This window comes from Rhizobium sp. 05L419, from assembly GCF_056397845.1.
The window spans coordinates 82,925-104,441 of the sequence record NZ_JBFTOF010000006.1 but is presented as its reverse complement, the minus strand read 5'-3'; the positions used below and the strand labels follow the sequence as shown (position 1 = coordinate 104,441).

Here is a 21,517-nt window from a genome sequence, read left to right as displayed (position 1 = left end):
GAGCCGTACGCGCCATGGACCTGACGCTGCTGAATTCTTGTGACGAGCACAGGAACGAAGGAAAGGGGGCGGTCATAAAGGAGACGACGTTCCCTAGCCGTTACTGGCCATGACGGCGAGCTTGCGCACGTTGCTGGTGCTGTCCTGATCGAGCAGCCGGGTCGGGTAGTCGCCGGTGAAGTAGTGGTCGGTGAACTGCGGGCTGGCGTTATCCCGATCCTCGCCGCCAACGGCACGGTAGAGGCCGTCGATCGACAGGAACTGCAGCGAGTCCGCACCGATATAGTCGCACATCGCCTTCAGGCTCGTATACTGGTTGGCCAGCAGCTTGTCGGCGTCGGGCGTGTCGATACCATAGAAATCGGGGAAATAGATCATCGGGCTTGCAACGCGGATGTGCACTTCGCGGGCGCCGGCATCGCGGATCATCTGGACGATCTTGTGGGAAGTCGTGCCGCGCACGATCGAATCGTCGACCAGAACCACGCGTTTGCCTTCGATCATCGCCCGATTGGCGGAATGCTTCAGCTTGACGCCGAATGCGCGGATCTGCTGGGTCGGCTCGATAAAGGTGCGCCCGACGTAATGGTTGCGGATGATGCCGAGCTCGAACGGGATGCCGCTGGCCTGCGCGTAGCCGATGGCTGCCGGAGTGCCGCCGTCCGGAACGGGCACGACGACGTCGGCGTCAACGGGCGATTCCTTGGCCAGGTTGATGCCCATGTTCTTGCGGGCAACATAGACGCTGCGGCCGCCGACGACGGAATCGGGGCGGGCGAAGTAGACGTACTCGAAGAGACACAGACGCTCCGGCTTCGGCGCGTCAGCCTTGCGGGAATCGACGGTGATTGAACCGTCCGGCTGGATTTCGCAGATGACCACTTCACCATTTTCGACGTCGCGAATGTATTTCGCGCCGATGATGTCCAGTGCACAGGTTTCCGAACAGAAGATCGGCTTGCCATCGAGTTCACCCATGACCAACGGCCGGATACCGATCGGGTCGCGCGCGGCAATGAGCTTCGTGCGGGTCATCGCCAGCATCGAATAGCCTCCTTCCATCTGCCGGATCGCGTCGATGAAACGATCGGAGGAGGAGGCCTGTTTGGAGCGGGCAATCAGGTGGAGGACGACTTCGGTATCGGATGTCGCCTGGAAGATGGCGCCATCGGCGATCAGCATGCGGCGCATTGTCAGGCCGTTGGTGAAGTTGCCGTTGTGGGCTACCGCAATGCCGCCGACTTCGAGTTCGGCAAACAGCGGCTGGACGTTGCGAAGTGCGACTTCGCCGGTCGTCGAATAGCGCGTGTGGCCGATGGAGATGAAGCCCGGAAGCTTCGCAAGTGTTGCCGGATCGGTATAGTGGTCACCGACAAGACCCATTCGCTTTTCGGTGTGGAACTGCTTGCCGTCGAAGGTGACGATGCCGGCTGCTTCCTGTCCGCGGTGCTGCAGGGCGTGCAGGCCGAGCGCCGTCAGCGTCGCGCCGTCGGGATGCCCGAGAACGCCGAACACCCCGCATTCCTCGTGGAGCGTATCGCCATCGAGTTCTTCGTTGAGCGTGGAGGAATGGGACTGGTTCATTGATGCGGGCCTTTGCTCTCACAAGAATGGATCGGCATTTCCAAAAACGGCTGAGGCCCGGCGGAGCGGATGCCCGGCCGGACCTTTATTCACGTCCCGCTCAAATGGCAATTGCCATGTGCCGGGTCAAGCTGTTGAACACTGCGTCAATTAGACGGCTGCTGTGCACCATTTGCAGGGGCGGGTGCTGCATCTTCGGCCGGCGCCTGATCGGATGCCGGCGCATTGCCACCTTCCGCATTGCCACCCTGTGGCTGAATTTTCTCCATTACGCTTGCCCGCACCATCTGGGCGAACTCAGCCGGCAACACCGACTGCAGCTTCACGACCATCGAATCCAGGAACGGCTTGGACTTCGCACTGTTGACCCAGTTGGGACGGTGATCGACGTCAACGAGCCAGTTCCAGAACGCGGTGGCAACGACAAGCAGAAGTATGCCCCTTGCTGCGCCGAAGAGAAAGCCCAAAGTACGGTCGAGTGCGCCGATACGGCTATCGATGATGAAATCGGCGATCTTCATGGTGATGAAGGAGATCACGATCAGCGCGATCAGAAACACCACGGCTGCCGAACCGACGATCGCGATGCGGTCGTCATCGGTGTATTTCTTGGCGTAGGGGACCAGGTACGGATAGAAATAGTAGGCGGCGGCCGCAGAGCCGCCCCAGCTGGCGATCGAAAGAACTTCGCGGGAGAAGCCGCGCACCATTGCAAGTACGGCGGAGAAAAGAACGACGCCGATGACAATACCGTCGAAAATCGTAATGGGCATATAAATTCAACTCCAGGACGTCCGCTTATCCACGGCTCAGTCGCGCCTCATTGCGTGCTTCCTATATCATCACCTGACGCGGCGATGAAAGGATCAAACCTCGTCTTCCACACGTCGCAGCGCGCCTTTCGAGCCCGCGATCCGTGCAACCAGATCCGGCAGGCTTTCGATCTCGCTCCAGCGACCATCTGTGCCCTTCGGCGACTCGGCGGACCCTGACGGCAGCAACGCTGCAGAAAACCCCAGCTTCTCGGCTTCTTTGAGGCGCTGGGCAGTGTGCGCAACCGGCCGGACGGCGCCCGACAGGCTGACTTCGCCGAAATAGACACAATCAGCAGGAAGGGCAATACCAGCGAGCGATGAAACCAGAGCAGAGGCAACCGCAAGGTCGGCTGCCGGCTCGGAAATGCGGTAGCCGCCGGCAATGTTGAGATAGACGTCGTGCTGTCCGAGCCGGACGCCGCAATGGGCCTCAAGCACGGCGAGGATCATCGACAGGCGCGCGGAATCCCAACCTACGATCGCTCGCCGCGGGGTTCCGAGGGATGTGGGCGCCACCAGCGCCTGTACCTCGACGAGAATCGGACGCGTTCCTTCCATGCCGGCGAAGACTGCAGCGCCCGGCGATTTCGCATTGCGTTCGCCGAGGAACAGTTCGGATGGATTGGCGACTTCACGCAGCCCTTTGTCGGACATCTCGAAGACGCCGATTTCGTCGGTCGGCCCGAAGCGATTCTTGACGGTACGCAGGATGCGGTAGTGATGGCCGCGATCACCTTCGAAATAGAGAACGGCATCGACCATGTGCTCGACCACGCGCGGGCCGGCGATTTGCCCGTCCTTGGTGACGTGCCCGACGAGCACCATCGCAGCACCGGTCTGCTTGGCAAAGCGGATCATCGCCTGAACGCCGGTGCGCACCTGGGTTACCGTTCCGGGCGCGGACTCCGCGAGCTCGCTCCATAGTGTCTGGATGGAATCGATGATGACGAGATCCGGCCGCTTGCCTTCGGCGAGCGTTGCCAGAATGTCCTCGACGTTGGTTTCTGCCGCCAGCATCACATCGGTATCGGCGGCCTGCAGTCGTTGCGCGCGAAGCCGCACCTGCGCCACCGCCTCTTCGCCCGAGACGTAGATGATCCGATGGCCGCGACGCGAAAGTGCTGCCGCTCCCTGCATCAGCAGCGTCGACTTGCCGATACCGGGGTCGCCACCGATCAGCACGGCCGAGCCGCGCACGAAGCCGCCGCCGAGCGCCCGATCGAGTTCGGAGATGCCGGTGTGGATGCGCGGCGCTTCCTCGATCTCGCCGGATAGCGCTGTGAGCGCGACGGCGCGCCCCTTTTTCGGGGTCTTTGCCGGGCCGCCGCCGATCCCGCCCATTGGGTCTTCCTCGACGATGGTGTTCCACTCGCCGCAGCCCTCGCACTTGCCGGCCCACCTGTTGTGGACCGCGCCACAGCTCTGGCAGATGAATTGTGTCCTGGCCTTCGCCATCGATTGCCGCTTTCATTCAATGGCCGCGCTGTTGCCGGCTCGAATCAGTCTGGGTTGCTCAGATAATCATTCGAGGCACCGATCAAAACTAATGATTTCCCTATCAGGAGCCTCGGTGGCATCTGTTCTCCACTGTCTTGGAGGTGCACAATGCTGGATTACTCGCTCGCACACTGGATCACGTTTCTCTCGGCAGCGGTGCTTCTCAATCTGTCGCCGGGGCCCGATATGGCGTTCATCCTCGGCCATACGATCAAGAGCGGGATGCGCACCGGCTTTGCAGCGCTTTTCGGCATTTGGACCGGCGCGTGCCTGCATGTGGCGATGGCCGCCTTCGGCCTCTCGGCAATCCTAGCCGCTTCCGCAGTGGCATTCTCGGCCGTGAAGTGGATCGGCGCGCTCTATCTGGTCTGGCTCGGCATCCAGGCTTTGCGCTCCAACGGCGAGGGCGGCCTCGTCAAGGCGGCGGAAAACACCTTGCCCTGGCGTCGCGTCTATCGGCAGGGGATTCTCGTCTCGCTGCTCAATCCGAAGGTCGCTATTTTCTTCCTGGCCTTCCTGCCGCAGTTCGTGGCCGAGGGGGCCGGCCCGACATGGCTCCAGCTCGCAGTTCACGGCGTCCTGATCATCGTCGTCGCCGTCTTCATCGAGCCTCCGCTCATTCTGGCCGGCGGCCGCATCGCGGACGTGATCAAACGCCGGAAGAGCGTCGGCGTGTGGCTCGACCGCGGGCTTGGAGCCTTGCTCGTCGCCCTCGGCGTGCGGTTGGCGCTGACGGCGCGCTAGATCGCGTCGTTTTCGTCTTCCACGACGTAACGCCGCTCGTGACGCAGCCCCATGCTGGTCAGGATCTCGTAGCCGATCGTCCCCGCCGCCCGCGCGACATCGTCGACCGCGACGTTCTTGCCGAACAGCTCGACGTAATCGCCTGCGCGCACTGCATTTTCCGGCAGGTCCGTGACGTCGAAGATTGTCAGGTCCATGCTGATGCGCCCGGCGACGGGTACTTTCCGGCCGGCAACGAAGCCTTGCCCACCCTGCGGCACGCTCTGGCGCAGCGGCACGCCGCCGCTCGATTGGCTCCGCATATAACCGTCAGCATAGCCGGCTGATACGATCGCCAGGCGGCTGTCACGCGTCAACTGCGCCGCGCAGCCGTAGCTGACGGATTGGCCTGCAGGGGCTGTGCGAACCTGGATGATCCGCGCTTCCGCGGTCACCACCGGCCGCATCGGATTGGTCATCCCGCTGACGGCCTCGCCGCCATACATGGAGATGCCGGGGCGGGTAAGGTCGAAGTGATAGTCGCTGCCGAGAAAGACGCCTGCCGAAGCAGCAAGACTTGAATCGATACCTTCATAGGCAGCGCTAACCCTGCGGAATGATTCAAGCTGCTGCTTGTTCATCGCCGAAGTAGGGTCGTCACCGCACGCAAGGTGGCTCATGACGAGAACCGGCGCAAAACTCGCAGGACGGGAGACGTCGTCGGCAAGCGCGATCGCCTCGTCCATCGCAAGTCCCAGGCGGTTGAAACCGGTGTCGACGTGGAGCGCACAGGGATAATCGCCATACTCCGCCAGTACAGCCATCCAGAAGGCCAGTTGTTCCTCCGACGAAATCACCGGGACCAAGTCGTTCTCGAAGAAGCGACGTTCGGTACCCGGCCATATGCCGGCAAGAACGAAGATGCGGGCGTCCGGCGCATAGAGCCTGAGTGTCACGCCCTCATCGACTGTGGCAACGAAAAAGTCCCTCGCGCCGGCCATATAGAGCGCTTCGCCGGCGTCCTCGATGCCGGTGCCGTAGGCGTCGGCCTTCACCACAGCCGCTGCCCGCGCGCTGCCGGAGCGGCGCGCCATGTCCTTCCAGTTCTCGGTGAGCGCAGTCAGGTCGACGGTCAGCCGCAAGCCGGCGGAGGCGAAAGGATCGTCATTTTCGAAGTCATCAGAAAGTTCAGTCATGGACGCGCCGTGGGAAATGGAGGGCTGGAAAGTGGCAGTACCAGTCTAGCGATCAACAAGGCAAAGAGAAAGCGTTCCACCTTGCGATCACTTTTGTTCAAGACGCATGGATTTTGTTGGGCTAATTTCACGCGATGCAGAACGTATCGCAGAAACAGGCAGCAGAAGCGATGCCGCTCGTCGATGTCGAAATGGCATGCTTCTGGCGGGCCAGGCGCTTCCGCGACATGGAATGCCTAAGCGCCAGCTTTCTCACGCACGAATACGCACCGCACGCCCATGACACCTTCAGCATCGGCGCCATCGAAAGCGGCAGCCAGATTGCGAGAATGAAGGGAAAACGGGAAGAGACCGGGCCAGGCGACCTTTATCTCATCGACCCCGGCGTCGTTCATGACGGAGCGCCCGGTGGGGAGGGATATCGCTACCGGATGATCTACCCGGATACAAAGCTCCTCGTCGATATCCTGGAAGATGTAAGCGGCAAGGCGTTCAACGCAACGCCCTCTTTCCCGAGGGAGGTTCCCCGAGATCCGCAGATGGCGAGCGCCTTTCATGCCGCGCATCGCGCGCTTGAGAGCGGCGCCGGAGCGCTGGAATCCGAGGAGGGCATGTTTCGCCTGCTCGCCGCCCTTTTCGATAGACACGGGAGCGCCATCATCGTGCCCCTCGATACGAGCGAGCGCACGGCGGTGGGACGCGCCCGCGACTACCTGATCGAGAGCTTCGACACAGATATCGGCCTTGAGGAACTGGCAAAGGTCACGGGGCTCAGCCGAGCCCATCTCATTCGCGCCTTTCGCAAGGAATACCACATCACGCCGCATGCCTTCCTGACCGACAAGCGCGTGCGCGAGGCCCGAAAGCTGCTACGCGCCGGCCGGGCGCCGGCGGATGTTGCCATCCAGTGCGGTTTCGCCGACCAGGCGCACTTTACCCGCCATTTCAAGGCGCGCACCGGCGTGACTCCGGGACAATTCCGGGCGCGCTGATCACTTTCGTTCAATACGAGCGCCCATGTCCGGAATAACACCTCCTCACCTTGATCGTTCTGGAGGTTTCCCATGCTGAAGCAGTACCGGCCGGCCGGCGATTTTCTCGCCGGAACGCGCGCAATCCTGCCATTGATCGTCGCCGTCATTCCGATCGGGCTTGTCTTGGGCGCCATGTCCGCCACATCGGGGCTCTCCGCCCTCGAGGCCACATTGATGAGTGCACTGGTCTTTGCCGGCGGGTCTCAATTCGTCGCGATGGACATCTGGACCCACCCTGCAAGCTGGGCTGGCCTCGGGTTCGCAGCGTTTCTCGTCAATATCCGGCATGTCCTGATGAGCGCGTCGATCGGCACGAAGATGCAATCCTTCTCCGGTATCCAGAAGTATGCGGCGATGCTGTTCCTTGCCGACGAACTGTGGGCGATGGCGGAGTTTCGGGCCGGCGATGCCCGGCTCACGCCCTCCTGGTATGCAGGCATCGTCGCGCCCTTCTACGCAGCCTGGGTCGGTTCGACGCTCGCGGGCGCGCTGCTTGGCGCCTTCCTCGGAGACCCCGCAACAATCGGCCTCGACTTCGCCTTTCCGGCTGTATTCGTGGTGTTGGTCATGGGATTCTGGAAGGGGAGAGAGACCTGCGCAGTGCTGGTGGCAAGCGCGCTTGCCGCCGTCCTCGTGCATCATTTCGTGCCTGGTGTCTGGTATGTCGCCGCCGGGGCCGTGGCCGGGCTGGTCGCCGCACTTTGGGCAGGCAGGACGAGGGCGGTAGCGGCATGACGCTCGACCTTCACACCCTGCTTGCCATTCTCGCCATGGCGGCGGCGACCGTCCTTACCCGCGTCAGCGGTCTTGTCCTCATCCGTCATGTCGAAATGAACGATCAAACAAGAGCCGCGATCGAAGCAATCCCGCCGGCAGTGCTGATGGCCGTGATTGCCCCCACCGCGTTTGCCACCGGTTGGGCGGAGACGGCCGCTTGTGGCATCACCGCTCTGGCGGCCCGTCGCCTGCCGATGCTGGCAAGCGTTGCGCTCGGCATCGCGAGCGTCGCCCTGTTGAGGGCGATCGGACTGTAATGACGCATGACATTGAGCCCGATGGTTGGCGTCAATGTTCCTCGTACTGAATGAATGACGGATCGGCGAGATCGGCAAAGCGGGTGAATTCCGACTGGAAGGCGAGCTTGACGGTGCCGGTCGGTCCGTGACGCTGCTTGGCGATGATGACGTCCGCCGTGCCTTTCACCTTGTCGAACAGGGCTTCCCATTCAGGATATTTCGGATCGGCGATGTCGCGCGGCTCGCTGTTCTTGACGTAATACTCCTCGCGGAACACGAACAGCACCACGTCGGCGTCCTGCTCGATCGAGCCAGATTCGCGAAGGTCGGAGAGCTGCGGGCGCTTGTCGTCGCGGCTCTCGACCTGACGCGAGAGCTGGGAAAGCGCGATGATCGGAACGTTCAGTTCCTTGCCGAGCGCTTTCAGGCCGGTGGTGATCTGGGTGATTTCCTGCACGCGGTTTTCGCCCGACTTGCCGGAGCCGGTCATGAGCTGGATATAATCGACGACCAGGCAGTCGAGGCCGCGCTGACGCTTGAGGCGGCGGGCGCGGGCCGAAAGCTGTGCGATCGAGATGCCGCCGGTCTGGTCGATATAAAGTGGCACTTTCTGCATCATCATCGAGCAGGCGACGAGCTTCTCGAAATCCGCATCGTTGATGTCACCGCGACGGATCTTCGACGAGGAGACTTCCGTTTGCTCGGAGATGATACGGGTGGCGAGCTGTTCTGACGACATTTCGAGCGAATAGAAACCGACGACGCCACCGTTCTTCGCCTTCGTACTGCCGTCAGCCTGGACTTCACCTTCAAAGGCGGCCGCGATGTTGTACGCGATGTTGGTCGCAAGCGAGGTCTTGCCCATGCCCGGACGACCCGCAAGAACGATCAAGTCGGAGCGCTGCAGGCCACCCATCTTGGAATCGAGCGAGTGGATGCCGGTAGAGATGCCGGAGAGGCCGCCATCGCGTTCCTTGGCGACGGCCGCCATGTCGATCGCCAACGCAACGGCATCGTTGAACGCTTGAAAACCGCCGTCGTAGCGGCCGTTTTCGGCGAGTTCGAAGAGGCGGCGCTCGGTGTCTTCGATCTGTGCCTGCGGCGGCATGTCTAGCGGCGCATCGTAAGCGATGTTGACCACATCCTCGCCGATGGTGATCAGGGCGCGGCGCAGCGCCAGATCATAGATCGCGCGGCCATAGTCCTCGGCGTTGATGATCGTCACGGCTTCGCGGGCGAGACGAGCGAGATACTCCGAGACCGTCATGTCGCCGACCTTGTCGTCAGCCTTCAGAAAGGTCTTGATCGTCACCGGATTGGCGATCTTGCCCATGCGGATGATATCGCCCGCAACCTCGTAGATCTTGCGGTGAAGCGGCTCGTAGAGATGTACGGGCTTCAGGAAGTCGGACACCCGGTAGTAGGCGTCGTTATTCATCAGGATCGCGCCGAGCAGCGCCTGCTCGGCTTCGATGTTGTTGGGTGCTTCGCGATAGTGCTGCTCCGCCGGAGCAACAGCGGCAATCTTTCGAGCGACGTCGTTCATCTTGATCCGTTCTGTCTTTTTCAGCTTCGGGTGTGCAGCGCACCGGGCGCAAAATCAAGTGTCAGGCGGGCGATGCCGTCGAAACAGGGAGACTGTGCCCACTGTTCGACTTCTCCACAGCGGAACTTGCGGTCAACGCAAAAATACCGAAAGTGTCACCTTGAGGACACGACACAAAACGACTCACTTTGGCAGGCGTACGTGTTAGTTTAAGCTTCGTGGACGAGGGTTGCATTCAAAACTCCTGTCCATGGGCCTTGAAAGAAATTTAAAAATAAGTTAGATAGGATATATATAATTAGCGCACTAACGAAATGGACTGAGTGTAATGACAAATCCCGTTCTCGGACGTGAACTCATCGAAGACCTGGCGGCTTTCAATCGAAAGCTCAGGGCCGTATTCGACAAGATCGTCCGGGAGCGCAACATGACGCTGCCGCGCGCCCGGGTCTTCTTCACGCTCAACAAGAAGGACGGAATCAACCAGAAGGAGCTCGCCGATCGGCTGGAGCTCGAGACGCCGACGCTGGTCAGGATCCTGGATGCGATGGAGGGGCAGGGCTTCGTCGAGCGGCGAGTTGCGGGCTCCGATCGTCGCGCCAAGGAAATCTACATTACCGAACCCGGTAAGATTGTTGCAGGAGAAATCGACGATATTGCCGTCAGCGTGCGCGCGCAGGTGATCGCCGGTATTTCCGAAAGCGATCTGAAGACTAGCTTGAATGTGATACGGGCCATGCAGGCCAACCTTCAGGGCATCCGCGGAGTATGAGGTTGTGTGAATGAGCCTCGCCGAGACCGGCAAAGACAATGTTGCGCCAAAGGCGGCAGATGACGCGGCTGTTGAGCCGCCACAGGCAGCGCCACCGCTGCCAATGACGATGCCGGGTTGGAAGATGCCTCTATACATGGGTGCGTCGCTCCTGCTGTTCCTGACGCAGGGCCTCGGCATGAACCTCCTCACCGCGAACATCTATCAGCTCCAGGGTTCGTTCTCGGCGACCACAGCGGAGGTCTCATGGCTCTCGGCAGCCTACATGGCGCCTTACGCCAGCTTGTCGATCGCCCTCTTCAAAATCCGCACGCAATATGGCCTCAGGCGGTTTGCTGAGCTTAGTATCATCTGCTTTGTCGTCGCGGCGGGCCTCAACCTTCTCGTGACGGATCTGCATTCGGCGATTGTTGTGAGAGCGATCAGCGGCATGGCCGCGGCTCCGCTGTCCACGCTCGGCTTTCTCTATATGCTCGAGGCTTTCCCGCCCGAGAAGAAGCTTTCGGTCGGCATAAGTCTCGCACTCATGTGCACGCTGTTTGCTGCCCCGGTCTCGCGCATCATATCGCCGTCTCTGTTGGATTTCGGCGGCTATCATGTGCTCTACATGCTCGAGATGGGGCTCGCGCTGATCGCGTTCGCGATTATCTATACAATGCCGCTCACGGCGCCTCCGCGTGCTGTGGTGATCCAGAGGCTCGATATCCTGAGTTATCTCCTGCTTGCGATCGGCTTCGGCTGCCTTGCCGTCGTCCTGACCCTTGGTCGTCTTTATTGGTGGTTCGAAGCGCCATGGCTGGGCGTTTTGCTTGCCATTGCGGTCGGCTCGCTCGCCCTGATGCTGGTCATCGAGTTGCCGCGCGACAATCCGATGCTCGACTTCCGTTGGCTGCTGTCGGGCGCGAACATGCGGATGGCGGGCGTGCTCCTCCTCTTCCGTTTCGTCTCCTCCGAACAGTCCTCGACGGCCGCCAACCTCTACCAGCAGCTCGGCCTCCTCAACGATCAGACTGTCGCCCTCTACGCGGTCATCCTGCTCGCATCACTGGTCGGAGGATTGTTCTGCACGCTGCTCATGACGACGCGCTACGTCGAGACCGCCCATATTCTAGCCCTGATACTGATCGCGGCCGGCGCCTATCTCGACAGCCAATCGACCAGCCTGACGCGCCCGGAACAGATGTATTTGAGCCAGGCGATGGTCGCCGCCGGTGCCGCCATGTTTCTCCCGCCGGTGATGTCGAGCGGCTTCAAGGCGGCGATGGCGCGCGGCATGCCGTTCATCGTCAATTTTCTGGCGATCTTTCTGTTTACTCAGAGCATCGGCTCGCTCTTCGCATCAGCCATGCTCGGCACCTTCGTCACCGTCCGCGAGAAGTTCCATTCGAACGCTCTGGTCGAACACATCCTCTTGCAAGACCCGGTGGTCGTGCAGCGCGTATCTCAACTGGCTGCCGCCTATGGCAAGGTCATCACTGACAAGACTCTGCTGAGCGCAGAGGGTATTGCCCTGCTTGGCCAGCAAGTCACGCGTGAGGCCTATGTCCTCGCCTATAACGATACATTCCTCGTCATATGCCTTGCCTCGCTTTTGGGGTTGGCCGTTCTCCTCATTCATCAAGCGTTGCAGCGGCTGCCCTGGTCTCGGGAAAGCGGGCAGGACGCCGCCGCAACCCAAACCTGATCCCAGAGCTCCGAGCATGTTGAAATTTTTCCGGTCGCCGACAAGCATGATCGCCTTCCTCGCAGGCATAACGGGCGTGCTGCTCGTCCTTTACGCCTGGCGCCTGCCGCCGTTCATCACCTCGGTCGAGACCACCGACAACGCCTATGTCAGAGGCTACGTGACGATCATGAGCCCTCAGGTCAGTGGCTACGTCGTCGATGTCCCCGTCAAGGACTACGAGCAGGTAGGGCAAGGGCAGGTGTTGGCACGGATCGATGACAGGATCTATGCACAGAAGCTCGCTCAGGCGCGGGCCGCGCTGGATGGCCAGAAGGCGTCGCTGGACAATTCGCGTCAGTCGGAACTCTCCGCCAGAGCAACGATCGCGTCCAGCGAGGCGCAAATCGACAGCGCCAACGCTTCGCTGAAGCGCGCGCAACTCGCCTGGGACAGGATAAGCAATCTGAGTGATCGCGGCATTGCATCCGCGAGCGAATCCGAGCAGGCGCAGGCGACGTTGGAACAGGCCAAGGCCGCGCTGAACCAGGCGCAGGCGGCGCTGGAGGTTTCCAAGCAGAGCCTTGCGACGATTATCGTCAATCGCTCGTTGCTCGAGGCCAATGTGGCCAGCGCCGAGGCCACGGTGCATTTGGCGGAAATCGACCTTCAGAACACCTCGATCGTGGCGCCCCGCGACGGCCATCTCGGCGAAGTGGGTGTTCGCCTGGGGCAGTATGTGACGGCTGGCACGCAACTCATGGCCGTGGTGCCGGAGGACGTATGGGTCGTCGCCAATTTCAAGGAAACCCAGCTTGAGGGGATGGAAGTGGGACAGCCGGTGTCCATCATTGTAGACGCTCTCGGAAAGCAGCGCCTGACTGGCCGCATCGAGCGCTTCTCGCCAGCCGCCGGTTCGGAGTTCGCCGTCATCAAGCCTGACAATGCGACCGGCAATTTCGTAAAGATCGCCCAGCGCGTCGGCGTGCGCATCAGCATCGATCCTGGCCAGCCGATCGCCAAGAGCTTGACGCCCGGCCTGTCTGTCGTGGTCAACGTCGACAAGAGCGTCGCGCCCGACGAGAAGACGGCGACGAAATAGAAAAAGCCCGGCACGAACCGGGCTTTCTCCTTCCGGAGATTGCTCTTCAGAAATACTATTCGTCGTCTTCTGCGTTGCCGTCAGCTTCCGGATCGAAAAAGTCTTCCGGACGCAGAGCGTCTTCGTCGACACCATAGATGGCGTCAACCGACGTAAGCGTTTCGCCCTTCTGCTGGCGTTCGGCTTCTTCGGCCGAACGTGCAACGTTCAGTTCGATCTTAATTTCAACTTCGGCATGGAGCTGAAGCTCGACCTGGTGCAGGCCGATTGCCTTGATCGGCGTGTTCAGGTGAACCTGGTTGCGGCCGATGGTGAAGCCTTCTGCAGCGAGGATTTCAACGACGTCGCGAGCAGCGACCGAGCCGTACATCTGGCCGGTTTCGCCAGCCGAACGGACGACGATGAAGGACTTGCCTTCGAGAACGTCGGCGACCTTCTGGGCTTCCGACTTGCGCTCGAGGTTGCGAGCTTCGAGCGTGGCGCGCTCGGATTCGAAACGAGTCTTGTTCGCTGCGTTGGCGCGCAGAGCCTTGCCGAGCGGCAAGAGGTAGTTGCGAGCAAAGCCGTCGCGAACCTTTACGGTTTCGCCCATCTGGCCGAGCTTGGAGATGCGTTCGAGAAGAATGACTTCCATGTCAGTGTTCCTTTCGTGTCCTTAGATTTTCGTGTCTGTCTGTTTGGGGGCATCAGCATCCTTGTTCGGGGTGAGAGCGATGGCCTTTCGGGTATCGCTGAGCCCCACCACGAGGATGAAAAAGGCTGGCACCATCAGCAGGAGCGATGCCAGGTAGCAGAGGATCAGCGCTGGCAGGCGCCAATCCTTGCCGCGCGTGCGAAAATGCAGCGCGGCAAAACCGGAGAGCAGGAAGCCGGCGCCGAATGTGCCGACGAGCGTTGCTCCGATCATCGCCGGGATGCCGCCGAAGAAGGTGGCGGCAAGTCCGACGAGGAAGATGAAGATCGAGTTGCGGTTCATCCTCAGCGAGGAAGGGATATCCTCGCGCGGGCGCAGGCCGCCGCCGGACGCGCTGACGATGCGCGTGGCAATGTAATAGGCCGCAAACAGCATGACGACCCACATGCCGCCCTGAATGGCCGGGAGCAGCAGGAGAACCAGCGACTTGGTCTGCGCGATCGTGGCCGCGTCGGGAGCGAATTCCGACTGTTGCTGTGCGATCGAGCCGAACAGGACGTCGACCAGTCGGTCGATAAGGTCCGGCCCGTAGCCGATCATCACGCCGACGACGATGACGGCAACCGTCACAAGCGCGCAGAGATGCAGCAGGATGTCGGACAGTGGATACCACGCGATCAGGTGGTCGGGTCCACCAAGCTCGGCGGCAGGACGGGCAAGATTGGCAAGATGGCTGAGCCATCCGGCCGGCAGGAGGGTGACCAGCGTCATCATCAGCGCAAACGAGGGCGAGATGGCGATCGCGCCGAGCACGGCAGCGGTAACCACGGCAGAAATGGCCGCCAGGTTGCCCCAGCCAAGTCCGACGAGAAGAATGGGAAGAGCGGAGGCAGCATAGAGAACGGAACTGAACGACGGCTGCAGGCTCGCGCCGAGCACCAGAAGTGCGGCGGTCAATCCGGCGAGGGCGCCGATGCCAAGCGTCTTGGTATTCAATTGTTTCAAGGTCGCTGTCCTGCTTCATCAAGCAGTTAGAGGGACTTTCCTGAATCAGTTTCAGAAAGGCCTCAACATGGGTTTTAAGAGTTCCGATCCGCGCCCATCGCGAAAGGGAGAAGGGAAGGCATCGCTGCCTTCCCTCTATTCGGGTCGCGTCGGCTGACTAAGCGACGACGTACGGCAGCAGGCCGAGGAAACGAGCGCGCTTGATCGCCTGAGCGAGTTCGCGCTGCTTCTTCTGTGAAACAGCCGTGATGCGGGAAGGAACGATCTTGCCGCGCTCGGAAATGTAACGCTGCAGGAGACGAACGTCCTTGTAGTCGATCCGCGGAGCGTTTGCGCCGGAGAACGGGCAGGTCTTGCGACGACGATGGAACGGGCGACGGACCGGAGCGGAGGAAGCTTCAGACATTCTCAGATCTCCTTATACACGGTCTTCGCGCGGACGGCGCGGACGGTCTTCACGGTCACCGAAGCCACCTTCACGCGGAGGGCGAGGACCACGGTCGCGATCGCCAAAGCCGCCTTCACGCGGGCCACGGGCGCCATCACGCGGGCCGCGGTCGTCGCGGTCGCGCTTCTGCATCATGGCCGACGGGCCTTCTTCGTGCTTTTCAACAGCGATCGTCATGTAACGCAGGACGTCTTCGCTGATGCGCATCTGGCGTTCCATTTCCTGGACCGCAGCTGCTGGTGCATCGATGTCCATCAAGGCGTAGTGAGCCTTGCGGTTCTTCTTGATGCGGTAGGTGAGGGACTTGAGGCCCCAGTTTTCGATGCGCCCGACCTTGCCGCCGTTAGCTTCGATCACGCCCTTGTACTGTTCTACGAGGGCATCGACCTGCTGAGCGGAAATATCCTGTCGGGCAAGGAATACATGTTCATAAAGAGCCATGACAGCTTTGCCTTTCTTGCGTTGGTTCAACCCGATATTCGGCGGCTAAGCCTCAACGACTGCTCCTGAGAGACGACAAGCGCCAAGCAAGAAAAGCGTTCCGAGACGGTCGAGAGCGGAGACACGGGAGGCTGGAACGCTTCCGTTCCGACGATTTTCTTGCGAAAACCGGCCCTCCGTTCAGCCACCAGCCAGAAGACCGGGTTTGCGAACAGGGCGGCTTATACGGGTTTTTCGCGGAAAGGCAAGGGGTGGAGCGAGATTACCGCGAGATCACGTCACGACTGGAAAGCCTGCCTTTCCCAGCCCCTCGAGAAAATGCGCGCGATGACGCCGGTCGACATAGGGCGTCAGAATCTTCCAGTAGTGCTCAATGTCGGCCGGCACGTTGGACAGCGTCTCGGGAACGAGCCGTCGTGCTTCGGCCTGTCGATCGAGTTGGCCGAGGCTCGCGAGAAGCACGACACGGTTGAAATATGCGCGGCGGAGCGAGAGTCCTCGCTCCGAGTAATGCGCTGCCTCCTCGTAGTTGCCGAGATGGTAGTGCGAAAGTGCAATACGGTCGAGAATGAGGTAGGTGAGCGGGTCATGCGGGCTGAGCCGCAGGGCCATGTGAAGCGGGTCGAGCGCTTCTGCGAAATGCCCGGTAAATATCCGTGCCCAGCCCAGCCCCATATGCGCCAGCCCAAGATTGGGATTGAGGTCGATCGCCTGCTGCGCTTCCTCGACCGCTGACGGCGCATTCTGCCCGACGAAATGGGCAAGGCACATCGCATAGTGCGAATAGGGGTCGCGGTTGTCGAGCGCCACGGCGCGTTCAGCAGCGACCCGAAGTTCGGCGCTGTCGCGGTCGACATCATTGCTGAAGCCATGAAAGCATCGGGCGTAGAGCGAGCGGGCGAGCATCATGTGGGCGCGGCCGAAATCCGGGTCGAGAGCGATTGCCCGGCGATGCCAAGTGATCGCTTCCACGAAATGCTCCGCGGTGTCCTGTGCGTTGTGAAGCCAGGTGCCGCGCATGTGGCTCTCGTAGGCGTCGAGATTGTCCGTGGTCCTTTGCTGTGCCCTTCGGCTTTCCCCGATCAGGATTTCGGGCTCGATAGCCCCGACCACGTTCTGCGTGAGTTCGTCCTGAATGGCAAAGATGTCCGTGATTTCCCGATCGTAGCGTTGCGCCCAGAGATGGACGCCGCTTTCAGCTTCGATCAATTGCCCTGTAACGCGGACGCGCGTTCCGGCCCTGCGGACGCTTCCTTCGACGATATAGCGCACCCCAAGATCGCGGCCGATCTGCTTTACGTCGACAGCGCGTCCCTTGTAGGCAAAGGATGAGTTCTGCGCAATGACGAAGAACCATCGATAGAGCGACAGGGCCGTTATGATATCTTCGGTGAGGCCGTCCGCGAAAAACTCCTGCTCGGGATCGTCGGACATGTTGACGAAGGGGAGCACGGCAATCGACGGCTTGTCGGGCAGCCGGAGCGGCCCACCGAGTGCTCCTGCTTCCACCGGGTCCTCGCGACCCCAGTGCACTCTGTGGACTGGCACGGCGCGCGGGATGTTCTTCAAAGTGCGATCGCCCATTCGCACCATAGGGAAGTCCAGCTTGCCTTCGATCTGGTCCCGGACAGCGCCCGAGATGCAAATTCCGGCCGGCAACGCGACCTCTTGCAGCCTTGCGGCCACGTTCACGCCGTCGCCGAGCAGGTTTCCGCCCGAAACGACGACATCGCCAAGATTGAGCCCAAGGCGAAACTCCATTCTGCGGTCGGTCGGCAGGTCGGCGTTCCGGCGGTGAAGGGCTCGCTGGATCGCGACGGCTGCCCGCACACCCTGCACGGCACTTCGAAATTCCGCCACGACGCTATCGCCGGCGCTACCGAAAATCCTCCCGCCATGCTCCGACACCAGGTCGCCGATGGTGGCGTTGTAGGTGGCAAGCGTAGCAAGGGCATCTTCCTCGTTGGCAGCAACGAGGCGACTATAGCCGGCGACGTCGCCGGCAAGGATGACTGCAAGCTTACGTTCCACGGAGATGGCACTCCTGCGGCATTTGCCAAGGCCATCCGAAACTAGCTTAAATGAGGAAACTGTAGAAGCGGCAAATTGCAAACGGCGACAGCGTTGCCCAAACCTGTCGTTGTGTCAGATGCGTGTCGTTCCGGCAGACTGGAGATCGACGATGGGTTGTTGGGTTGGACTGCTCCCAACGGCATCGCAATGTGCCAGAGTGAGTTCGTTGAAGTTCTCAATCGAGGGAGACCGTCCGTGGAACAGATTACCCGAATTGGTATGGATAGGTCAAAGAGCGTTTTCCAATTGCATGGCGTGAATGCAAGCGAGCAGATCATTCGACCGCAGGCAAAGTCAGGCTTGGTGTGATCACCCGCGCCGGGGATGAGATGCTACGAAGTGTGCTGGTAGTGGGTGCCACTGCCCTTCTTCAGCATATTCGAACAGGACGAAGTAAACGGGAATCCGGGTGGCTCCTTGAGCTCCTCCAACGCAAGAAGCCGAAGCTGGTCGCGGTGGCGCTGGCCAACAAGATCGCCCGGATCGCCTGGAAGCTGATGGTCAGCGGAGAAGCGTACCGAAGACCACAAGACGTACCGCAAGCTGCTGGGCTTGCGGCATGACAGATTGGCCATCACGGTGAGCAGCAACGAACGCTACCGTGTTGAGCTGATGCCGTGAACTTGCAAGAGAAAAGCAGATGGTGTGATCGATCGATCCAAGACGCGTGAAACTCCGTCAAATCCAACGGCCATTAAAGGTCGATGAGTTGTGAGGAACTCGCGTTGCGGAAACCATCTTGGCCAGTGGTCAAGTGCGACCGCACCCAAAGGCCGCACATATGGACGCAAGCGATCCGATCAAAAAACATCTTCAGAAAACACTTGCAAGCGGGGGCCGTCCACATATGGATTTGCGGCCGGCCCTTCATGCATGCGAAGGGCCGGCCGCATATTTTGAACGGCGCCGGCTTAGATCGGCATCGGATACTGACGATGCACCTTCTCGATTTCGGCGAGGACGTCGTGCGACAGCTTGACGGTTGCAGATCCCACATCGGTCTCAAGCTGCTTCATCGTCGTCGCGCCGATGATCACCGATGCCATGAAGCGGCGCGTCAGGCAGAACGCGATTGCCATGGCCGAGGGATCGAGGCCGTGCCGCGCAGCGATCTCGATATATGCCATGGTCGGTGCTTCCTGCAGAGGTTGCAGCCGGCCGCCGATGTCCCCGTTGATAGACCCGCGCGACCCTTCTGGCTTGGCGCCATCGAGATACTTGCCGGTCAGGATGCCGCCCGCAAGTGGCGAATAGGCGAGCAGGCCGACATCCTCGTGGTGGGACAGTTCGGCCATGTCGAGGTCGTAGTGTCGGTAGAGCAAATTGTATTCGTTCTGGATGCTGGCCAGGCGCGGCAACCCCAGCTGTTCGGCAAGCGTCAGGTACTTCTGCGTACCCCAGGTCGTCTCGTTGGAAAGGCCGAACGCGCGAACCTTGCCTTCCTGCACCAGTGCGCCCATCGTTTCCAGGATTTCTGAGATGTTGGCGACCGCCTTTGCGTGATCCTGCTTGAAGGGGTCGTAGTGCCATGCCTGACGGAAATGAAAGTGGCCGCGGCTTGGCCAATGGATCTGATAGAGGTCGACATAGTCGGTCTTCAACCGCTTGAGGCTCGCTTCGATAGCGAGGCGGATGTTCATGGCATCGGCACCCTCGCCGCTACGGATATAAGCGCGGCCGGGGCCTGCGACTTTGGTGGCAAGGACGATGTTTTTGCGCTTGCCGGTCTTCTGCAGCCAGCTGCCGATGTAATCCTCGGTCAGGCCCTGTGTCTCCGCGGAGAGCGGCGTCGTCGGATAAAGCTCGGCTGTATCGAAGAAGTTGACGCCGTTCTCGACGGAATAGTCCATCTGCGCATGCGCTTCGGCCTCGGTGTTCTGCGTTCCCCACGTCATCGTGCCGAGGCAGATCTCGGACACGGAAATGTCAGTGCGGCCAAGTTTCTTGTATCTCATCTGAGTACCTTGAAGGTGATCTGAAAAGGAAATGGTCTGGAAGGACGGCGCAATCTAGGCCGGAATTGATCAAGCGCAAGAGGCTGAGCCAAGCTTTCTTGCAGCCGCGAAAGCCTTCGAACGCAGGCGCTGAGTACTTGACTCTGCGGGAAAGAATGTCAATTGGAGGCGAAATAACCAGAGGTCCATATAAAAGGACATAGGATGACCATCGCTTTCACATTCCCGGGGCAGGGCAGCCAGGCCGTCGGCATGGGCAAAGAACTCGCCGACAATTTCGCCGAAGCCCGCGCTGTTTTCGAAGAAGTCGACGAGGCTCTGGGTGAGAAGCTCTCCGAGACCATGTTCAACGGCCCCGAGGACACGCTGACCCTGACCGCCAACGCGCAGCCCGCCCTGATGGCGGTTTCCATGGCGGTCGTCCGTGTGCTCGAAGCCAGGGGGGTCGATCTCAAGGCAAAGGTATCCTACGTCGCCGGTCATTCGCTCGGCGAATATTCCGCGCTCTGTGCCGCCGGCACCTTCTCGCTTGCCGATACCGCCACACTGCTGCGAATCCGTGGCAACGCCATGCAGGCTGCCGTTCCCGTCGGCGTCGGCGCCATGGCCGCGATCATCGGTCTCGAACATGCCGATGTGATCGCTGTCTGCCGGGAAGCATCTGATGTCGGCTCTTGCCAGATCGCCAACGACAATGGCGGCGGGCAGATCGTCATCTCCGGCGAAAAGGTTGCCGTTGAGAAGGCCGCTGCACTCTCAACCGAAAAGGGCGCCAAGCGGGCGATCCTGCTGCCGGTTTCCGCGCCCTTCCATTCGACGCTGATGGCCCCGGCCGCCGACGCCATGCGCGACGCTCTCGCAGGCGTCGCAAAAGCGAAGCCGATCGTCCCGCTGATCGCCAACGTCCGCGCAGCACCGGTGACGGATGCCGACGAAATCGCCAGGCTGCTCGTCGAGCAGGTCACCGGCCAGGTCCGCTGGCGCGAAACGGTCGAGTGGTTCGGCGCCAATGGTGTCACAACGCTCTACGAACTTGGCTCCGGCAAGGTTCTCACCGGGCTTGCGCGTCGCATCGACAAGACCGTCAACGGCATCTCGGTCAACGCGCCTGCCGATATCGACGCGGCTGTCGCCGCCCTCATGGCCTGATTGATTTAACGATTACAAGGAACGCTTCCATGCTCGATCTTTCCGGCCGAAAGGCTCTCGTTACCGGCGCATCCGGTGGCATTGGCGAAGAAATCGCCCGTATTCTCCACAGGCAGGGTGCGATCGTCGGCCTGCATGGAACGCGCGTTGAAAAGCTCGAAGCGCTGGCCAACGAACTTGGCGAGCGCGTCAGGATCTTCCCGGCGAACCTTGCCGATCGCGATGAAGTCAAGGCGCTGGGCGTCAAGGCCGAAGCCGAACTGGAAGGCGTCGACATTCTCGTCAACAACGCCGGCATCACCAAGGACGGCCTGTTCGTGCGCATGAGCGACGAGGACTGGGACAACGTCATCGAGGTAAACCTGACGTCGATGTTCCGCCTGACCCGCGAGCTTACGCACCCGATGATGCGCCGCCGCTATGGCCGCATCATCAACATCACCTCCATCGTCGGAGTCACCGGCAATCCGGGGCAGGCGAACTACTGTGCCTCCAAGGCCGGCATGATCGGATTCACCAAGTCGCTGGCGCAGGAAATCGCGACCCGCAACGTCACGGTGAACTGCGTCGCCCCCGGGTTCATCGAATCCGCAATGACCGGCAAGCTGAACGACAAGCAGAAGGACGCGATCATGGGTGCTATCCCCATGAAGCGGATGGGCACGGGTGCCGAAGTCGCATCTGCCGTAGCCTATCTGGCATCGTCGGAAGCCGCCTACATGACAGGCCAGACTTTGCACGTAAATGGCGGCATGGCCATGATCTGAAACGGGAAACTGCCCTTCGGGCGGATTTTCCCCGCAATAGCGTGTTGACCAACCCGGTGGGGTTGATTTTCTGGCTTTGCGGCAGACTTAAACCGTG

The 21,517-nt window shown here is 60.8% G+C and carries 20 protein-coding genes and 1 pseudogene; 10 read left to right on the top strand and 11 right to left on the bottom strand.

Annotated elements, in window-relative coordinates:
• Window positions 1-93 precede the first annotated feature (93 nt).
• From purF to radA, 3 genes are all read right to left on the bottom strand, one after another.
• Window positions 94-1,584 carry an amidophosphoribosyltransferase gene (gene purF, locus AC1DMK_RS10030; protein ID WP_037063889.1) on the bottom strand — a complete coding sequence of 497 codons (1,491 nt, stop codon included), beginning with the start codon at window positions 1,582-1,584 and terminating at the stop codon, window positions 94-96.
• A 146-nt stretch (window positions 1,585-1,730) separates the two neighbouring features.
• The gene (locus tag AC1DMK_RS10025) at window positions 1,731-2,357 is read right to left on the bottom strand and encodes a CvpA family protein (protein ID WP_037063887.1); all 627 of its coding nucleotides are present in this window, start codon (window positions 2,355-2,357) and stop codon (window positions 1,731-1,733) included.
• 93 nt (window positions 2,358-2,450) lie between these two features.
• Window positions 2,451-3,854, bottom strand: coding sequence for a DNA repair protein RadA (gene radA, locus AC1DMK_RS10020; protein ID WP_037063885.1), 1,404 nt, complete (start codon window positions 3,852-3,854; stop codon window positions 2,451-2,453).
• A 150-nt stretch (window positions 3,855-4,004) separates the two neighbouring features.
• Here radA and AC1DMK_RS10015 point away from each other — a divergent pair, with 150 nt between their 5' ends.
• Window positions 4,005-4,640 carry a LysE family translocator gene (locus tag AC1DMK_RS10015; RefSeq protein WP_477858696.1) on the top strand — a complete coding sequence of 212 codons (636 nt, stop codon included), beginning with the start codon at window positions 4,005-4,007 and terminating at the stop codon, window positions 4,638-4,640.
• On the opposite strand, the gene alr is transcribed toward AC1DMK_RS10015, so the two are convergent.
• On the bottom strand, window positions 4,637-5,815 hold the full coding sequence (gene alr, locus AC1DMK_RS10010; RefSeq protein ID WP_037063881.1) for an alanine racemase: 1,179 nt from the start codon (window positions 5,813-5,815) through the stop codon (window positions 4,637-4,639). The two genes, AC1DMK_RS10015 and alr, sit on opposite strands and share 4 nt — an antisense overlap.
• A gap of 170 nt (window positions 5,816-5,985) precedes the next feature.
• Between alr and AC1DMK_RS10005 the strand changes: the two genes are divergently transcribed.
• The 3 genes from AC1DMK_RS10005 to AC1DMK_RS09995 all read left to right on the top strand — a co-directional run bounded on the left by AC1DMK_RS10005 (window position 5,986) and on the right by AC1DMK_RS09995 (window position 7,883).
• Entirely contained in the window at window positions 5,986-6,807 is an 822-nt protein-coding gene (locus AC1DMK_RS10005) for an AraC family transcriptional regulator (RefSeq protein WP_477858921.1), read from the top strand.
• Window positions 6,808-6,879: 72 nt separating this feature from the next.
• Window positions 6,880-7,584 (top strand): AzlC family ABC transporter permease, encoded by a 705-nt coding sequence (locus AC1DMK_RS10000; RefSeq protein ID WP_477858694.1) that lies wholly within the window; start codon window positions 6,880-6,882, stop codon window positions 7,582-7,584.
• Window positions 7,581-7,883, top strand: a complete 303-nt coding sequence (locus tag AC1DMK_RS09995; protein WP_037063877.1) for an AzlD domain-containing protein — start codon at window positions 7,581-7,583, stop codon at window positions 7,881-7,883. Before AC1DMK_RS10000 ends, AC1DMK_RS09995 begins: the two co-directional genes overlap by 4 nt.
• 31 nt (window positions 7,884-7,914) lie before the next feature.
• On the opposite strand, the gene AC1DMK_RS09990 is transcribed toward AC1DMK_RS09995, so the two are convergent.
• Window positions 7,915-9,411, bottom strand: a complete 1,497-nt coding sequence (locus AC1DMK_RS09990) for a replicative DNA helicase (RefSeq protein WP_037063876.1) — start codon at window positions 9,409-9,411, stop codon at window positions 7,915-7,917.
• 328 nt (window positions 9,412-9,739) lie between these two features.
• Here AC1DMK_RS09990 and AC1DMK_RS09985 point away from each other — a divergent pair, with 328 nt between their 5' ends.
• Genes AC1DMK_RS09985 through AC1DMK_RS09975 form a run of 3 tightly spaced genes read left to right on the top strand, consistent with a single transcriptional unit; the run spans window position 9,740 to window position 12,948 of the window.
• Window positions 9,740-10,183: a MarR family transcriptional regulator gene (locus tag AC1DMK_RS09985; protein WP_037063874.1), complete on the top strand. Its 444-nt coding sequence runs from the start codon at window positions 9,740-9,742 to the stop codon at window positions 10,181-10,183.
• A gap of 10 nt (window positions 10,184-10,193) precedes the next feature.
• Window positions 10,194-11,867, top strand: coding sequence for an MFS transporter (locus AC1DMK_RS09980; protein WP_477858692.1), 1,674 nt, complete (start codon window positions 10,194-10,196; stop codon window positions 11,865-11,867).
• Window positions 11,868-11,883: 16 nt separating this feature from the next.
• Window positions 11,884-12,948 carry an HlyD family secretion protein gene (locus AC1DMK_RS09975; RefSeq protein ID WP_477858690.1) on the top strand — a complete coding sequence of 355 codons (1,065 nt, stop codon included), beginning with the start codon at window positions 11,884-11,886 and terminating at the stop codon, window positions 12,946-12,948.
• Between the two features lie 55 nt (window positions 12,949-13,003).
• Here the strand turns inward: AC1DMK_RS09975 and rplI are convergent, their stop codons facing one another.
• The 5 genes from rplI to AC1DMK_RS09950 all read right to left on the bottom strand — a co-directional run bounded on the left by rplI (window position 13,004) and on the right by AC1DMK_RS09950 (window position 17,507).
• Entirely contained in the window at window positions 13,004-13,582 is a 579-nt protein-coding gene (gene rplI, locus AC1DMK_RS09970; protein WP_037063868.1) for a 50S ribosomal protein L9, read from the bottom strand.
• Between the two features lie 21 nt (window positions 13,583-13,603).
• Window positions 13,604-14,587, bottom strand: a complete 984-nt coding sequence (locus AC1DMK_RS09965; RefSeq protein WP_037063866.1) for a DUF2232 domain-containing protein — start codon at window positions 14,585-14,587, stop codon at window positions 13,604-13,606.
• 157 nt (window positions 14,588-14,744) lie between these two features.
• Entirely contained in the window at window positions 14,745-14,993 is a 249-nt protein-coding gene (gene rpsR / locus AC1DMK_RS09960) for a 30S ribosomal protein S18 (protein ID WP_004680498.1), read from the bottom strand.
• Window positions 14,994-15,005: 12 nt separating this feature from the next.
• Complete coding sequence (gene rpsF, locus AC1DMK_RS09955; RefSeq protein ID WP_037063861.1) at window positions 15,006-15,476, bottom strand: 30S ribosomal protein S6; 471 nt, start codon at window positions 15,474-15,476, stop codon at window positions 15,006-15,008.
• A 273-nt stretch (window positions 15,477-15,749) separates the two neighbouring features.
• Window positions 15,750-17,507 carry an adenylate/guanylate cyclase domain-containing protein gene (locus tag AC1DMK_RS09950; RefSeq protein WP_037063859.1) on the bottom strand — a complete coding sequence of 586 codons (1,758 nt, stop codon included), beginning with the start codon at window positions 17,505-17,507 and terminating at the stop codon, window positions 15,750-15,752.
• A gap of 311 nt (window positions 17,508-17,818) precedes the next feature.
• Between AC1DMK_RS09950 and AC1DMK_RS09945 the strand changes: the two are divergent.
• Window positions 17,819-18,112: pseudogene (locus AC1DMK_RS09945) on the top strand (IS110 family transposase); the annotation flags it as partial.
• 348 nt (window positions 18,113-18,460) lie between these two features.
• On the opposite strand, the gene AC1DMK_RS09940 reads toward AC1DMK_RS09945, so the two are convergent.
• Window positions 18,461-19,504, bottom strand: coding sequence for an aldo/keto reductase (locus AC1DMK_RS09940; protein WP_477858686.1), 1,044 nt, complete (start codon window positions 19,502-19,504; stop codon window positions 18,461-18,463).
• A 204-nt stretch (window positions 19,505-19,708) separates the two neighbouring features.
• On the opposite strand from AC1DMK_RS09940, the gene fabD reads away from it, so the two are divergent.
• Both fabD and fabG read left to right on the top strand, forming a co-directional pair.
• Window positions 19,709-20,653 (top strand): ACP S-malonyltransferase, encoded by a 945-nt coding sequence (gene fabD / locus AC1DMK_RS09935; RefSeq protein ID WP_477858684.1) that lies wholly within the window; start codon window positions 19,709-19,711, stop codon window positions 20,651-20,653.
• 29 nt (window positions 20,654-20,682) lie between these two features.
• Window positions 20,683-21,420: a 3-oxoacyl-[acyl-carrier-protein] reductase gene (fabG, locus tag AC1DMK_RS09930; RefSeq protein WP_037063845.1), complete on the top strand. Its 738-nt coding sequence runs from the start codon at window positions 20,683-20,685 to the stop codon at window positions 21,418-21,420.
• The last annotated feature ends 97 nt before the right edge of the window (window positions 21,421-21,517 follow it).